General features: G+C 67.6%; 12 protein-coding genes. 4 read left to right on the forward strand and 8 right to left on the reverse strand.

The genetic code is table 11. The annotated features are described in order from the left end of the window. Nucleotides 1–8: 8 nt before the first annotated feature. Together LGM56_RS21455 and argS are read right to left on the reverse strand one after the other, a co-directional pair. The gene (locus LGM56_RS21455; RefSeq protein WP_226206738.1) at nucleotides 9–914 is read right to left on the reverse strand and encodes an SPOR domain-containing protein; all 906 of its coding nucleotides are present in this window, start codon (nucleotides 912–914) and stop codon (nucleotides 9–11) included. Nucleotides 915–1,006: 92 nt separating this feature from the next. Beyond that, nucleotides 1,007–2,788 (reverse strand): arginine--tRNA ligase, encoded by a 1,782-nt coding sequence (argS, locus tag LGM56_RS21460; RefSeq protein WP_226206739.1) that lies wholly within the window; start codon nucleotides 2,786–2,788, stop codon nucleotides 1,007–1,009. Between the two features lie 200 nt (nucleotides 2,789–2,988). Between argS and LGM56_RS21465 the strand changes: the two genes are divergently transcribed. Beyond that, nucleotides 2,989–3,312 carry a DUF1840 domain-containing protein gene (locus tag LGM56_RS21465; RefSeq protein WP_089426439.1) on the forward strand — a complete coding sequence of 108 codons (324 nt, stop codon included), beginning with the start codon at nucleotides 2,989–2,991 and terminating at the stop codon, nucleotides 3,310–3,312. 305 nt (nucleotides 3,313–3,617) lie between these two features. On the opposite strand, the gene LGM56_RS21470 is transcribed toward LGM56_RS21465, so the two are convergent. The 6 genes from LGM56_RS21470 to LGM56_RS21495 all read right to left on the reverse strand — a co-directional run bounded on the left by LGM56_RS21470 (nucleotide 3,618) and on the right by LGM56_RS21495 (nucleotide 11,208). Continuing rightward, a complete protein-coding gene (locus LGM56_RS21470) occupies nucleotides 3,618–4,205 on the reverse strand; it encodes a hypothetical protein (RefSeq protein WP_226206740.1) in 588 nt (195 codons plus the stop codon). 188 nt (nucleotides 4,206–4,393) lie between these two features. Then, nucleotides 4,394–7,111: a methionine synthase gene (metH, locus tag LGM56_RS21475; RefSeq protein ID WP_226206741.1), complete on the reverse strand. Its 2,718-nt coding sequence runs from the start codon at nucleotides 7,109–7,111 to the stop codon at nucleotides 4,394–4,396. A gap of 42 nt (nucleotides 7,112–7,153) precedes the next feature. Further along, nucleotides 7,154–8,221: a homocysteine S-methyltransferase family protein gene (locus LGM56_RS21480; protein ID WP_089495898.1), complete on the reverse strand. Its 1,068-nt coding sequence runs from the start codon at nucleotides 8,219–8,221 to the stop codon at nucleotides 7,154–7,156. 201 nt (nucleotides 8,222–8,422) lie between these two features. Further along, nucleotides 8,423–8,680 (reverse strand): DUF3567 domain-containing protein, encoded by a 258-nt coding sequence (locus tag LGM56_RS21485; RefSeq protein ID WP_006477667.1) that lies wholly within the window; start codon nucleotides 8,678–8,680, stop codon nucleotides 8,423–8,425. 254 nt (nucleotides 8,681–8,934) lie between these two features. Next, nucleotides 8,935–10,215 carry a DUF3108 domain-containing protein gene (locus LGM56_RS21490; RefSeq protein ID WP_226206742.1) on the reverse strand — a complete coding sequence of 427 codons (1,281 nt, stop codon included), beginning with the start codon at nucleotides 10,213–10,215 and terminating at the stop codon, nucleotides 8,935–8,937. Nucleotides 10,216–10,341: 126 nt separating this feature from the next. Further along, nucleotides 10,342–11,208 (reverse strand): IclR family transcriptional regulator, encoded by an 867-nt coding sequence (locus LGM56_RS21495; protein WP_179254841.1) that lies wholly within the window; start codon nucleotides 11,206–11,208, stop codon nucleotides 10,342–10,344. Nucleotides 11,209–11,363: 155 nt separating this feature from the next. Here LGM56_RS21495 and LGM56_RS21500 point away from each other — a divergent pair, with 155 nt between their 5' ends. The 3 genes from LGM56_RS21500 to LGM56_RS21510 all read left to right on the forward strand — a co-directional run bounded on the left by LGM56_RS21500 (nucleotide 11,364) and on the right by LGM56_RS21510 (nucleotide 14,171). Next, nucleotides 11,364–12,356 carry a fumarylacetoacetate hydrolase family protein gene (locus LGM56_RS21500; protein WP_039346348.1) on the forward strand — a complete coding sequence of 331 codons (993 nt, stop codon included), beginning with the start codon at nucleotides 11,364–11,366 and terminating at the stop codon, nucleotides 12,354–12,356. A 137-nt stretch (nucleotides 12,357–12,493) separates the two neighbouring features. Then, nucleotides 12,494–13,321: an enoyl-CoA hydratase/isomerase family protein gene (locus LGM56_RS21505; RefSeq protein ID WP_089495725.1), complete on the forward strand. Its 828-nt coding sequence runs from the start codon at nucleotides 12,494–12,496 to the stop codon at nucleotides 13,319–13,321. A gap of 88 nt (nucleotides 13,322–13,409) precedes the next feature. Continuing rightward, on the forward strand, nucleotides 13,410–14,171 hold the full coding sequence (locus tag LGM56_RS21510; RefSeq protein WP_226206743.1) for a PhaM family polyhydroxyalkanoate granule multifunctional regulatory protein: 762 nt from the start codon (nucleotides 13,410–13,412) through the stop codon (nucleotides 14,169–14,171). Nucleotides 14,172–14,178: the final 7 nt, after the last annotated feature.

A 14,178-nucleotide genomic window follows, 5' to 3' on the forward strand; every position in this document is an offset into this window, starting at 1 on the left:
CCGGTTGCTTACTGCTTCGTGAAACGGATCACCGCCGTGTCGACACCTGCATCGGACAGGCGCTGGCGAGCCGAGTTCATATCCTCGAATTTCGAGAACGGGCCGACACGCACGCGGAAATACGTCACGCCGCTGACATCGCGCTTCGACACCTTCGACTCGAAGCCCTGGAAGCCGAGGCGCGCCCGCTGCTGCTCGGCGTCGCCTTCCGTCTTGTACGCGCCCACCTGCAGGAAGTAGCCGGTATTCGCGTCGTTCGCGGTCGGCGGCTTTGCCGTCGCGGCGGCCGTGGCCGACGAGGTCGGCTTCGGCGTGTTCGCGGCCAGTTGCTGTTGCTGCTGCTTTTGCGCGGCCGCTTGCTGCGCCTGCTTCTGCGCGGCGAAGCGGGCGAGGTCGTCCTCGCCGCCTTGCTGCTGTTGCTGCTGCGCCTGCTGCGTCTTCTTCGGCGGCGGCGTGGTGTCGGCCGGCTTCGGCGCGACGGCCACGCCGTTGCTCGACGACGTGCTGTTCGACGCGGTCGAATTGTTCGAGCTGCCGGTGTTGTTCGAGCCGCTCGACCCGTTGGCCTGCGGCGGCACTTCGACGATTTGCGGCTCGGGCAGCAGGCCGCCCTGGGTCTGGTTCGCGGCCTGGCCGGGCGCGGTGTTCGGCGGCGCGGGCTGCGCGGCCTGCGGCACCGGCTGGCCCGGCGTCTTGCCCTGCAGCGCGCGGTTCGGATCGAACTGCTGCGGCTGGCTCGCGCCGTTGTCGGCCGGCGGCGGCGCGACCTTCGATACGAACGGCGACGGGGAACGCGTGATGTAGAGCGCCACCACCACGGCGATCGCGAGGCCGACGATCAGGCCCAGCACGATTCCAAGAAATGTCCCTCCGGCTTGTTTCGATTGCTTCGAAGTTCGGCGTGGTTGTGCCATTGCTTGAGTCACCTGCAAAAAGAATCGTGAAAAGGCTGCGACGGGCGCTCCAGCCGCAGCCATTCGCTGCCCGGTTCGGGCCGCTTGCTGCCTTACATCTTGGCGGGCGCGGACACGCCGAGCACCGCCAGGCCGTTCTCGAGCACCTGCCGGGTCGCGGCGAGGAGTGCGGCGCGCGCATTGCGCGGCGCTTCGTCGTCGACCAGCACGCGCTCCGCATTGTAGAACGAGTGGAATTCGCCAGCGAGGTCGCGCAGGTAGAACGCAACCGCGTGCGGTGCCAGTTCGTTGGCCGCGTGCGTGAGCATGTCCGGGTACTCGGCCAGCTTCTGCATCAGCGACGCCGCTTGCGTGCTCGTCAGCTGCGACAGGTCGGCGCCCGGCAGATGCGCGACGTCGACGTTGTAGCGCGACTTCAGCTCGTTGAGCACCGAGCAGATCCGCGCATGCGCGTACTGGACGTAATAGACCGGGTTTTCGTCGTTCTGTTTCAGCGCGAGGTCGATGTCGAACACGAACTCGGTATCGGCCTTGCGCGAGATCAGGAAGAACCGCACCGCGTCGCGGCCGCGCGTGATGGTCGCTTCGTCGATCAGGTCGGGCGCCGCTTCCTGGCCCGCCGCCGCGCCGCCCGACCATTCGATCAGGTCGCGCACCGTCACGTAGCTGCCCGCGCGCTTCGAGATCTTCACTTCCTGGCCGTCGCGCATCACGGTGACCATCTTGTGCAGCACATAGTCGGGGTAGCCCTTCGGGATCCCGATGTGCAGGCCCTGCAGGCCGGCGCGCACGCGCGCGATCGTGCCGTGGTGGTCCGAACCCTGGATGTTGATCACCTTCGTGAAGCCGCGCTCCCACTTCGTCACGTGGTACGCGACGTCCGGCACGAAGTACGTGTACGTGCCGTCCGACTTGCGCATCACGCGATCCTTGTCGTCGCCTTCGTCGGTCGTGCGCAGCCACAGCGCGCCGTCCTGCTCGTAGGTCATGCCGGCCTTGATCAGCGCGTCGACCGTCTTCTCGACACGGCCTTCGCTGTACAGCGACGACTCGAGGTAGTACTGGTCGAACTTCACGCCGAACGCCTGCAGATCCATGTCCTGCTCGCGACGCAGGTACGTGACCGCGAACTTGCGGATCGCGTCGAGATCCTCGACGTCGCCCGTGCCCTTGACCGGCTCGCCGTCCGACGCGGCAACCGTTTCGCCGTTCAGGAAGTCGCGTGCGATGTCGGCGATGTATTCGCCGTTGTACGCGGCTTCCGGCCAGCCCGCGTCGCCCGGCTTCAGGCCGCGTGCGCGCGCCTGCGTCGAGATCGCGAGGTTGCCGATCTGCACGCCCGCGTCGTTGTAGTAGAACTCGCGGTGCACCGCGTAGCCCTGGCTCGCGATCACGTTCGCGAGCACGTCGCCGAGCGCGGCCTGGCGGCCGTGGCCGACGTGCAGCGGGCCGGTCGGGTTCGCCGACACGAATTCGAGCAGCACCTGCTTGCCTTTCTCGCGATCCGACGTGCCGAACGCGCGGCCCTGGTCGAACACGGCGGCGATCACCGCCTGCTTCGCGGCGGCCGACAGGCGCAAGTTGATGAAGCCGGGGCCGGCGATCTCGGCGGCTTCGACGAGGCCTTGCGCGCCCGGCTGGGCGGTGAGGGCTGCGACGATCTGCTCGGCGAGCTGGCGCGGGTTCGTGCCGAGCGGCTTCGCGAGCTGCATCGCGACGTTGCACGCAACGTCGCCGTGCGCGGCGACCTTCGGGCGCTCCAGCGTGATGACGGGGGCGACGGACGCGGCGTCGGCGCCTTTCAGCGCGTGTGCGACCTGCTTGACGCTATCCGCGAGCAGGGCTTCGAGGGTCTGTTTGTGTGCTGGCAGCATGCTGGTAGAAGGCTTCGTTGGTGGCGGCCGGAAACGCCGGCCCGCCGGCGCGCTTTTTAAGCGCGCGTTTCAGGGATCGCAGAATTTTAACAGGTGCTAATATGCCGCTCAGGCGGCCCGCGTCCGCGAGGCCGGACGCCGGTCTGCCGGCGTTCCCCAACCGCGCCGCGCAGGCACAACAAGATGAAAAGGGAATTGTCATGATTACGTTCAAGAGCAAGGCGGCACAGGATCTCGACGTGCTGAAGGATTTCGCCGTGTATGTGCTGGGTCTCGTCGGCAAGCAGCTGGGCGAGCGCGGGGTGATTACGCACGACGAGCTGGACCACGCGATCGCCAAGCTGGAAGGCGCGGTCGCGCAGGCGAAGCAGGAGCGCGCCGAGCACGCCGGCCATTTCCACGAGGACGAAGCCGACCACGCGCACCACGAAGTGCCGGCGAGCCTAGCCCAGCGCGTTGCGCCCTTCCTCACGATGCTGCGCGAAGCGAAAGCCGGCGAAGCCGACGTGCACTGGGGCTTCTGAGCCTGCTTGCCCGGCCGGTTCGAAAGGATCGAAAGGCAGAAAAAAGCCCGCTTCCGAGCGGGTTTTTTCTTTTGTCTGATGAAAATGCGCTGCGCGGTGGTGTGCTCGAAGCGGGCGCGGGCGGCAGGAACTCGCCTTGACCGAAAGGTGAAATTCCTTATAATTCAACGCAAGACTATGTGAAAGCGGGTGCGAAAACATAGCGCCGCCCGAGCAATCGGGCCCCACCTGGAGTGGGTACTTCGTCGAAAGACGGAAAGAGAGTCCCGCATACGACGGCTGCCGAAAGGCGGCCGTTGGCTTTTCTACGCCCGGATTTTGCGGCCCTCCAGGCTTGCGCGCAGCAGCGTGCGCAACGCCACCTTCCTGGCTTCCCGCTGGCGCCGGTTCAAGCCGCCATCCAGCATATAGGCCGACTGGACGCGCAGGATGAGCCGGCGTTTTCTGGCCCGGTCCCGCGAAACCTCGAAGAACACGGCATACATCCGCTGTACGCCATCCGACGAGGCTGTCTCCACCGTCACGAAATTGGGTTGCCGTTCGTCGGCGACGACGATCCGGCGCGTCGCCAGCCCGACGATCACGTCGCGCAACAGGCGTCGCGATGCGTGGTACCGGTCCGCGCAGAGCACACGCGTCTCGCGACCATCGTCGTAGATCTCGTCGTCCGGAATGGTGTCGCGGGGGCGCGGATCCCATTTGAAACTGCGGGTGAAGCAGTGACAGGAGAAGAGGACCAGCACCGTTACGTCGAAGCCGGTTTCCAGGTCGCACGAGAACGTCAATGGACGCAAATGACTCAGGTCCCAGTTTTCGTCGCGGTAGCGCGTCGGCGGGAACGGACGGGCTGCATCGATCGGCGTTTCGTTGATCCGGATCTCGAAGGTCGACATGGCGAGGCGAATTTCGGGCTAAGCGGAAAGGGCGACTCCTGCGCCTTTACCTGATGGCCAGGGCGTTTGCAGCCTGGGATGCACAATATTGAGATTAGGTATCCTGAATGATTGGCGCGTTGTACAACGCGCCCCGTGGACGGGGCGCGTGATGGCGACGCGCGGCGGTAGCGCCGCGGTTCGATCGATCAGAGCTGCGGCGCGAGCGCGCGGCGCGCGTCGTCGAGCGACAGCGCCATGCGCTGCGCGTAGTCCTCGAGCTGATCCTGGCCGATTTTGCCGACCGAGAAATACGTGCTGTCCGGATGGGCGAGATAGAAGCCCGACACGCTCGCGGCCGGCAGCATCGCCAGCGAGTCGGTCACGCTCATGCCGATCTCGTCCGCGCGCAGCACGTCGAACATGTCGCGCTTCACGAGGTGGTCGGGGCAGGCCGGGTAGCCGGGCGCCGGGCGGATGCCCGCGTACTTTTCCGCGATCAGCGCATCGTTGTCGAGCGTCTCGCCGCTCGCGTAGCCCCACAGCTCGCGCCGCACGCGCGCGTGCATCGCTTCCGCGAAGGCTTCCGCGAAGCGGTCGGCGAGCGCCTTCAGCATGATCGCGCTGTAGTCGTCGTGGTCGGCTTCGAACTGCTTTTCCTTCGCGTCGACGCCGAGCCCGGCCGTCACCGCGAACATCCCGATGTAGTCGGCGACGCCCGACTCCTTCGGCGCGATGAAGTCGGCGAGCGAGCGGTTCGGCCGCATCACGCCGTCGACCACCGGGCGCACGCTCTGCTGGCGCAGGTTGCGCCACGTGAGCAGCACTTCCGAGCGCGACTCGTCGCTGTAGATCTCGATGTCGTCGTCGTTGACGGTGTTCGCCGGCAGCAGCGAGATCACGCCGCTCGCGGTCAGCCAGCGGCCCTGGATCAGGCGCGCGAGCATCGATTTTGCGTCGGAGAACACGCGCCGCGCCGATTCGCCGACGATCTCGTCGTTCAGGATCGCCGGGTACGGGCCCGCGAGATCCCAGGTCTGGAAGAACGGGCCCCAGTCGATGTACTGCGCGAGCTCGTTCAGGTCGTAGTTCTTGAACACGCGGCGGCCGATGAACTTCGGCTTCACCGGCTGGTAGCCCGCCCAGTCGACCTTGGTCTTGTTCGCGCGCGCCTCGGCGAGCGTGACCATCGGCTGCGCCTTGCGGTTCGCGTGCTGGTCGCGGATGCGTTCGTAGTCGGACTTCAGCTCGTCGAGGTACTTCGTCGCGCCTTCGTCGGACAGCAGGCTGGAGGCGACCGACACCGAGCGCGACGCGTCCGGCACGTACACCACCGGGCCTTCGTAGTGCGGCGCGATCTTCACGGCCGTGTGCACGCGCGAGGTCGTCGCGCCGCCGATCAGCAGCGGGATCTTCTTCACGCGGAAGTAGTCGTCGCGCTGCATTTCGGACGCGACGTACGCCATTTCCTCGAGGCTCGGCGTGATGAGGCCCGACAGCCCGATGATGTCCGCGCCCTCGACCTTCGCCTTCGCGAGGATCTCGTTGCACGGGACCATCACGCCCATGTTGACGACTTCGAAGTTGTTGCACTGGAGCACGACCGACACGATGTTCTTGCCGATGTCGTGCACGTCGCCCTTCACGGTCGCGATGACGATCTTGCCCTTCGCGCGCACGTCGCCGCCCGCTTCCGCGAGCAGGCGCTTTTCTTCCTCGATGAACGGGATCAGGTGCGCAACCGCCTGCTTCATCACGCGCGCCGACTTCACGACCTGCGGCAGGAACATCTTGCCCTGGCCGAACAGGTCGCCGACGATGTTCATCCCGTCCATCAGCGGCCCTTCGATCACGTTGATCGGGCGGCCGCCGGCCGCAGCGATCTTCGCGCGCACTTCTTCGGTATCCTCGACGATGAAGTTCGTGATGCCGTGCACCAGCGCATGCGAGAGCCGCTTCTCGACCGGATGGTTGCGCCACTCGAGGTTCTCTTCCTTTTTCGCGCCGCCCGCCTTGAACTTGTCGGCGATCTCGAGCAGGCGGTCGGTCGAATCGTCGCGGCGGTTCAGGATCACGTCCTCGACGCGCTCGCGCAGCTCCGGGTCGAGGTCGGCGTACACGCCGAGCTGGCCCGCGTTGACGATGCCCATGTCCATCCCCGCCTGGATCGCGTGGTACAGGAACACGGTGTGGATCGCCTCGCGCACCGGGTCGTTGCCGCGGAACGAGAACGACACGTTCGACACGCCGCCGCTCACCTTTGCGTACGGCAGGTTCTGCTTGATCCAGCGGGTCGCCTCGATGAAGTCGACCGCGTAGTTGTTGTGTTCCTCGATACCGGTCGCGACCGCGAAGATGTTCGGGTCGAAGATGATGTCTTCCGGCGGGAAGCCGACTTCGTTCACGAGGAAGTCGTACGAGCGCTTGCAGATCTCGGTCTTGCGTTCGTAGGTATCGGCCTGGCCGGTTTCGTCGAAGGCCATCACGACGGCGGCCGCGCCGTAGCGACGGATCAGGTTCGCGTGGTGGCGGAACGCGTCCTCGCCTTCCTTCAGCGAGATCGAGTTCACGATCGCCTTGCCCTGCACGCACTTTAGGCCGGCCTCGATCACGTCCCACTTCGACGAGTCGATCATGATCGGCACGCGCGCGATGTCCGGCTCGGATGCGATCAGGTTCAGGAAGCGCACCATCGCCGCCTTCGAATCGAGCATCGCCTCGTCCATGTTGATGTCGATCACCTGCGCGCCGTTCTCGACCTGCTGGCGCGCGACCGCGAGCGCCTCGTCGAACTGGCCGTTGAGGATCATGCGTGCGAACGCCTTCGAGCCGGTGACGTTGGTGCGTTCACCGACGTTGATGAAGAGCGTCCCGGACGTGACGTTGAACGGCTCGAGGCCGGCGAGGCGCATCATGTGATCGGTCATGGCGGTGCGAATTCTGGTGATGAAGGACGGGGGACGGTCGGGTCAGGCGTTGTCGCTGTACTGGTTCGGCCAGCGGCGCGGCTTCACGTCGGCGAGCGCCTTCGCGATCTCGGCGATGTGTTCGGGCGTCGTGCCGCAGCAGCCGCCCGCGAGGTTCACGAGCCCGGCTTGCGCGAATTCCTTCAGGAGGCCCGACGTGACGTCCGGCGTTTCGTCGAAGCCCGTCTCGGCCATCGGGTTCGGCAGGCCCGCGTTCGGATAGCACGACACGTACGTGTCGCACAGCTTCGCGAGCTCGGCGATGTACGGGCGCATCAGCGCCGCGCCGAGCGCGCAGTTCAGGCCGAACGTGAGCGGCTTCGCATGACGCAGCGAATTCCAGAACGCCTCGACCGTCTGGCCCGACAGGATCCGGCCCGACGCATCGGTGACGGTGCCCGAGATCATGATCGGCAGGCGCTCGCCGGTGTCCTCGAACAGCTCGTCGAGTGCGAACAGCGCGGCCTTCGCGTTCAGCGTGTCGAAGATCGTCTCGACGAGGAACAGGTCGACGCCGCCGTCGAGCAGCGCCTTCGCCTGCTGGTAGTACGACGCGCGCAGTTCGTCGAACGTGACGTTGCGTGCGCCCGGATCGTTGACGTCCGGCGAGATGCTGGCCGTCTTCGGCGTCGGCCCGATCGCGCCCGCGACGAAGCGCGGTTTGTCGGGCGTCGCGTATTGCTCGGCCGCTTCGCGCGCGAGCTTCGCCGAGGCGATGTTCATCTCGACGACGAGATCTTCCATCTCGTAGTCGGCCTGCGCGACGGTCGTCGCGCCGAACGTGTTGGTCTCGACGATGTCGGCGCCGGCCGCGAAGTACTGGTCGTGGATCTCGCGGATGATCTGCGGCTGCGTGATCGACAGCAGCTCGTTGTTGCCCTTGATGTCGCGCGGGAAATCCTTGAAGCGCTCGCCGCGATACGCGGCTTCGTCGAGCTTGTAGCGCTGGATCATCGTGCCCATCGCGCCGTCGAGGATCAGGATGCGCGATTTGAGCAGCGCAGGCAGAGCGGCGCCGCGCGTGTAGGACGCGTCGAGCGGGACGGAAGCGGCGAGAGGAGTCGCAGACATGGGCGAAAGACCGGCGAAGACGGGAAAGCCGTCATTGTAGCCGGTGCGCATGGGCGCCGCCCGGCCTCGCGCCGCGCCGGCCGGGCCGCCAAATGAAAACCCCCGCCGGCGAACCGGGCGGGGGCAGGATCGGAGTGCTCGCGGCGCCGCGTCGATGCGCGGCGAATGGCCCGGCCGCACGAGGCGCCGGGCCGCGGGCCGTCAGTGCAGCACGACGGGCATCATCATCAGGCTGTCGAATTGTCCGAGGAATTCGTCGACTTCATCGAGCGACGGTTCATCCTCGATCAACTGCTTCACGTGCGCGCGGAATCGTTCGGCAAGTTCGCCGTCGATGAAGATTTCGCGCTGCGCGTTCTTGTCGACGATTTCATATCCGCCGGCATTCATCAGGTGGTGGCCGGCCTGCGGCGCGAATTCGACGACGCAGTAGTTGGGGCTGTTGTAGATCATTTGCATGGCGGCACTCCTCTTCGCAGTGGCATCTGGCCTTGTTGTCCCCTAGGTGGGGCGAGCCTTGCCGGTTTCAAGGGGCTTGCGCTGCACACCCCGTTCCCGTCTGCATGGGGTGTATCGGTTAGAAGCCGATGTCTATGAAACGTTTCCCATTGTCTGCCGGTGGACTGAAATAGTTGTTAAAGAGTGTCATCGGCCATTTCACGGAAATCTGTAATCGGTCGAAATTGCCGAATCGCGTGCATATGCGCGCGAGTTCACTGTGTGACAGGCGATGTGACAGGCGAGGGCGCGGGCGGTGCAGCCGGTTGTGCCGGCGGTTGCACGGCGGCCGGCGGTGCGGGTTGTGCTAGTTCCGCGGCGGGAGCGGTTGATGCGTCTGGCGTCGGCGTACCGGCGGGCGCATGCGTTGCGCCGCCTGCGGGTGCGTCGTCGGACGGTACGCCCGGCGCCGCGAGCCGGCCATGCCACAACAGCTCGATCTGCGCGCCGTTCGGTTCGGTCTGCACGAGCCGCGCGGGCAGCCAGCCGAGCGACGGCGCGAGCCACATGTCGATGCGGCGCGTGTCGCCGTCGCGTCGCGGCAGGCGCATGAAGTGCCGCGCGCCGATGATGCCGGCCTGCGTCTGCACCTGCTCGTCGCCGATCACGGTGATCGGCCAGGTTTCGCCGCTGTTGTTGTCGATCACGAAGAACTGCTGCGTGACGCCCGGCTTGTACGCGGACGGATTGCCGCGCACGAGCCCCGACAGTTGCATCAGCATGCTGAAGCGGTCCTGCACGCCGTCGGGCAGCGGCGCGTTGTTCGGCGTGCGCGTGAACACGACCTGCCGGATCTCGCGGTTGAAGATCGCGATGTCTTCCGGCCGCTTGCCGCGCTTCTCGACGTAGCGCTCGGGCGCGACGCCGAACGCGTCGATGCGGCCTTCGCTGCGGTAGGTGAACGGGCCGACGAACGGCACGGGCATCGACACCGACAGGTCGTAGGTGTGCCCGTCGGTGCGCCAGTGGATCGTGCCGATCATGTTCTGCATGCCGTTGTAGAACGTGTCGTACTGCAGGTCGCCGGACGGCGGCGCGTTGAACTTCACGCCGTTCGTCGCGGGGCCCGGAGTCGCGGTGCTGGCGGCGCCGGCAGCCGACGCGGCATGCGCGCCCGATGCGGCAGGCACACCACTCGCTGCTGCTGCGGCGGCCGGCGGCTCGCCGTGCTCGGCCGTTTGCGTCGACGTGAGGACCGGCTCAGGCGCGGGTTTCGGTGCGGCGGCCTTCGGGGCCGCCGGCGCGGGCGCGGCCGGCTGCTCGACCGGCTGCGGCGCAGGCGGCGCAGGCTGGCGCTCGATCGGTTGCGGTTTCAGCAGCTCGATCTGCACGGGGACTTCGGCGGCTGGCGGCGGCGTGAACGAATCGCGGTTGCGCATCAGCCAGAACGCGGCGAGCGCATGCAGCACCAGCACGATCACGAGCGCAATGCCCACGCGCAGCCAGTGGCGGGGCAACGCGTGACTCGGGCGGGTGTCGGCAGGCTGCATGGGCATCGGGACAGGATCGGGGCGTTCGCGTGAGCTCGGGCGCGCAGCGCGCGCCACAGGAATCGGACTGTCGAATGCGCCGCACGTTCGCGCTGCGTGACGGGCAGGTGCCGGGGGCGGTTACCGGATGCGTCAGGCGTCGCGCGCGTCGGCACTATAGCCGAGTTCGTAAGACAGTTTCTGCGCGCAGGCGCGCAGCGCGGTGTCGATCTCGCCGCCCCATGCAATGTCGAACGAGCCTTCCTGGCCGAGCGCGACGATCGCGAGCGCGAGTTCGCCGACCGCATCGAACACGGGCATGCAGAACGCGTGGATCGTCGGCAGCAGCATCCCCTCGACGCGCGCGGCCTCGTGCCGGCGCACGTCGGCGAGCACCGCGTCGACCTCGTCGAGCGTGCGCGGGCCGCCGTGGTGCGGCGAGCGGCGCGTATCGGCGAGTTCGCGCTCGAGCATCGCGGCGGTCTTGCTGCGCGGCAGGTACGCGGCGAACAACAGCCCCGTCGCGGAGCCGAGCAGCGGCATCACGTCGCCGAGCTTCAGCGACGCCTTCGCCGGGTGGCTCGATTCCATCCAGTGCACGATCGTCGGCCCCTGGTTGCCCCACACGGCGATGCCGACCGTCTGGTCGAGCCGGTCGCGGAATTCGGTCAGCGCGATCCGCGCGAGCTTCACGCCGTCGACGCGCGCGAGCCGCGCGAGCCCCATCTGCAGCGCGAAGCCGCCGAGTTCGTAGCGGCCGGAGACGGGATCCTGCGACACCACGCCGAGCCGCGAGAAGCTGACCAGGTAGCGGTGCGCCTTCGCGGGACTCATGCCCGCGCGCTGCGCGAGGTCGCGCAGCATCATCGCGCGCGGCTCGCTCGTCAGCACGTCGAGCAGGCGGAAGCCGACCTCGATCGACTGGATGCCGGAACGGACCTTCTCGCCGTGCTCGCCGGAAGCGGCGTCGTCGGTGTCGGAGTCGGCGAGATCGTCGTCGGGAAGCGGGCTGGCAGGCATGGGTGGCAAGTGCGCGAAAACGCGGCAGGAGTCGGACTGGAAAACCGGGCCGAAGAATCGGGGCGAAAACGGCACGCACGATCGCAGCGCGCCGCAGGGATTCACCATCGTAAAATAGATTCCCTCCATCGTCACTACAACGCCAGAGTCCCCTTATGAAACTTGCTTCGCTGAAGGACGGCACGCGCGACGGCCAGCTGATCGTCGTGTCGCGCGACCTGCACACCGCGGCGATCGCCGACGCGATCGCGCCGACGCTGCAGCGCGTCCTCGACGACTGGGCGTTCTACGCGCCGCAGCTGCGCGACCTGTACGACGCACTGAACCACGGCCGCGCGCGCAATGCGTTCGCGTTCGATCCGGCCAACTGCATGGCGCCGCTGCCGCGCGCGTTCCAGTGGGCCGATGGCTCCGCGTACGTGAACCACGTCGAGCTCGTGCGCCGCGCGCGCGGCGCGGAGATGCCGCCCGAATTCTGGACCGATCCGCTGATGTACCAGGGCGGCAGCGACGATTTCCTTGGCGCTCGCGACGACGTCGTGTGCCCGTCCGAGGAATGGGGCATCGATTTCGAGGCGGAAGTCGCGGTGATCACCGGCGACGTGCGGATGAGCGCGACGCCCGACGAAGCGCTGAAGGCCGTGCGGCTCGTCACGCTGGTGAACGACGTGTCGCTGCGCAACCTGATCCCGGCCGAGCTCGCGAAGGGCTTCGGCTTCTTCCAGAGCAAGCCGGCCACCGCGTTCGCGCCGGTCGCCGTGACGCCCGACGAGCTCGGCGACGAATGGCGCGAAGGCCGCGTGCACCGGCCGATGATCGTCCACTGGAACGGCAAGAAGGTCGGCCAGCCCGATGCCGGCACCGACATGGTGTTCCACTTCGGCCAGCTGATCGCGCACGCGGCGAAGACGCGCAACCTGCGCGCCGGCTCGATCGTCGGCTCGGGCACGGTGTCGAACAAGGACGCGAAGCGCGGCTACTGCTGCATCGCCGAGAAGCGCTGCCTCGAGACGATCGAGCACGGCGCGCCGCAGACGGAATTCATGCGCTACGGCGACACCGTGCGCATCGAGATGTTCGACACGGCCGGCAAGTCGATCTTCGGCGCGATCGAGCAGTCGGTCGCACCGCCCGACGGCGCGGCGTAAGTCGCGCGGCGCACGCAGCGCTGCGCTTTCGCGAAACCCGGGCCCGGCCCGCGCGCCGGGTTTCGCCTGATGTTTGCCCGCGCGGGCTTGGCTACACTCGATTCAGGGGCGCGAAAGCCTCGAGCAAGGAGCAGCGCATGGCCGATCTCGCCGCGTACGGCGGTTACGAAGCACTGAAGGTGACGCGCCGCGACCATGGCGTGCTCGACATCGTGATGAGCGGCGAGGGCGCGAACCGCAGCGGCCTCGCGACCGCGAACGCACGCATGCATCGCGAGCTCGCCGACATCTGGCGCGATATCGACCGCGATCCCGACACGCGCGTCGCGGTGATCCGCGGCGAAGGCAAGGGCTTCTCCGCGGGCGGTGACCTCGCGCTCGTCGAGGACATGGCGAACGACTTCGACGTGCGCGCCCGCGTGTGGCGCGAGGCGCGCGACCTCGTCTACAACGTGATCAACTGCAGCAAGCCGATCGTGTCGGCGATGCATGGCCCGGCCGTCGGCGCGGGGCTCGTCGCCGGGCTGCTCGCCGATATCTCGATCGCCGCGAAGGATGCGCGCATCATCGACGGCCACACGCGGCTCGGCGTCGCGGCCGGCGACCACGCGGCGATCGTGTGGCCGCTGCTGTGCGGGATGGCGAAGGCGAAGTACTACCTGATGCTGTGCGAGCCGGTGAGCGGCGAGGAGGCCGAGCGGATCGGGCTGGTGTCGCTCGCGGTCGAGCCGGCCGACCTGCTGCCGAAGGCCTACGAAGTGGCCGAGCGGCTCGCGCACGGTTCGCAGTCGGCGATCCGCTGGACCAAATACGCATTGAACAACTGGCTGCGCACGGCCGGGCCGACCTTCGATACGTCGCTGGCGCTCGAATTCATGGGTTTTTCGGGGCCCGACGTGCAGGAAGGCATTCGCTCGCTGCGCGAGCGGCGCCCGCCCGAGTTTCCCGGCGACGCGCCGTTCTGACACGCGCCGGCGCTATGATCGATCCAGGCGCGGCTCGCGCGACGCATGGCGGCCGCCTCGCTCTCACCCAGTCAACCAGGATGCCCGTATGACGACCGATGCCTCCGGCTCCAACCCTTTCGCCGGCTTTGCCGGCTTCAAGCCCGCCGACATGATGGACCGGATGTGGGACATGATGCGGATGTCGCCGTTCGGCGGGATGACGTCGTTCCCGGGCGCCACGCAAGGGCTGCCGCCGTCGCTGTCGAGCATGTCCGACATGATGGCGCCGCTCACGAGCGTCGAGGAGCTCGACAAGCGGATCACCGATCTGCGCGCGGTCGAGCAGTGGCTGAAGCTCAACCTCGGGATGCTGCAGTCCGCGATCCAGGCGCTCGAGGTGCAGCGCGCGACGCTCGCGACGCTGCGTGCGTTCGGCGCGTTCGCGCAGAGTTCGATGTCGGCCGCCGAGGAAGCGGCCGTCGCGGCCGCGCATGCGGCGAAACACGCGTCGGGGGCGTCGAACGATGCGCCGCCGGCACCGGATGCCGACGCGTCGGCGGCAGCGTCGGGCGACGCCGCGCAGCAGCCGTTCGACCCGTCGGGCTGGTGGAACCTGCTGCAGTCGCAGTTCAACCAGCTCGCGAGCCTCGCGATGGCGCAGCCGGGCATGCAGCCCGCCGCGTCGGGCGATGCGCCGCCGGACGCGGCCGCTGCGCCGGAGCCGGCCGCGAAGCCGGCACCGGCCGCCGCCGCGCCGCGCAAGCCTGCCGCGAAGCGCGCGAAATCAGCCGGTGCGGCCGGTTCGGCCGCGGCGCGCGCGGCCGCCGCATCGTCGCCCGAAACCCGTCCGCCGAAGCGCTCGACGTGACGCGGCG

The organism is Burkholderia sp. AU38729, assembly GCF_020419725.1.
In the GTDB taxonomy this organism is placed as follows: domain Bacteria; phylum Pseudomonadota; class Gammaproteobacteria; order Burkholderiales; family Burkholderiaceae; genus Burkholderia.

What these genes read in the sequence shown, in the direction of transcription:
- LGM56_RS21495 (WP_179254841.1), bottom strand. Translation starts at nt 11,208, where the DNA reads ATGCCTGCCAGCCCGCTTCCCGACGACGATCTCGCCGACTCCGACACC.
- LGM56_RS21510 (WP_226206743.1), top strand. Translation starts at nt 13,410, where the DNA reads ATGACGACCGATGCCTCCGGCTCCAACCCTTTCGCCGGCTTTGCCGGC.
- LGM56_RS21455 (WP_226206738.1), bottom strand. Translation starts at nt 914, where the DNA reads ATGGCACAACCACGCCGAACTTCGAAGCAATCGAAACAAGCCGGAGGG.
- metH (WP_226206741.1), bottom strand. Translation starts at nt 7,111, where the DNA reads ATGACCGATCACATGATGCGCCTCGCCGGCCTCGAGCCGTTCAACGTC.
- LGM56_RS21465 (WP_089426439.1), top strand. Translation starts at nt 2,989, where the DNA reads ATGATTACGTTCAAGAGCAAGGCGGCACAGGATCTCGACGTGCTGAAG.
- argS (WP_226206739.1), bottom strand. Translation starts at nt 2,788, where the DNA reads ATGCTGCCAGCACACAAACAGACCCTCGAAGCCCTGCTCGCGGATAGC.
- LGM56_RS21480 (WP_089495898.1), bottom strand. Translation starts at nt 8,221, where the DNA reads ATGTCTGCGACTCCTCTCGCCGCTTCCGTCCCGCTCGACGCGTCCTAC.
- LGM56_RS21470 (WP_226206740.1), bottom strand. Translation starts at nt 4,205, where the DNA reads ATGTCGACCTTCGAGATCCGGATCAACGAAACGCCGATCGATGCAGCC.
- LGM56_RS21485 (WP_006477667.1), bottom strand. Translation starts at nt 8,680, where the DNA reads ATGCAAATGATCTACAACAGCCCCAACTACTGCGTCGTCGAATTCGCG.
- LGM56_RS21500 (WP_039346348.1), top strand. Translation starts at nt 11,364, where the DNA reads ATGAAACTTGCTTCGCTGAAGGACGGCACGCGCGACGGCCAGCTGATC.
- LGM56_RS21505 (WP_089495725.1), top strand. Translation starts at nt 12,494, where the DNA reads ATGGCCGATCTCGCCGCGTACGGCGGTTACGAAGCACTGAAGGTGACG.
- LGM56_RS21490 (WP_226206742.1), bottom strand. Translation starts at nt 10,215, where the DNA reads ATGCCCATGCAGCCTGCCGACACCCGCCCGAGTCACGCGTTGCCCCGC.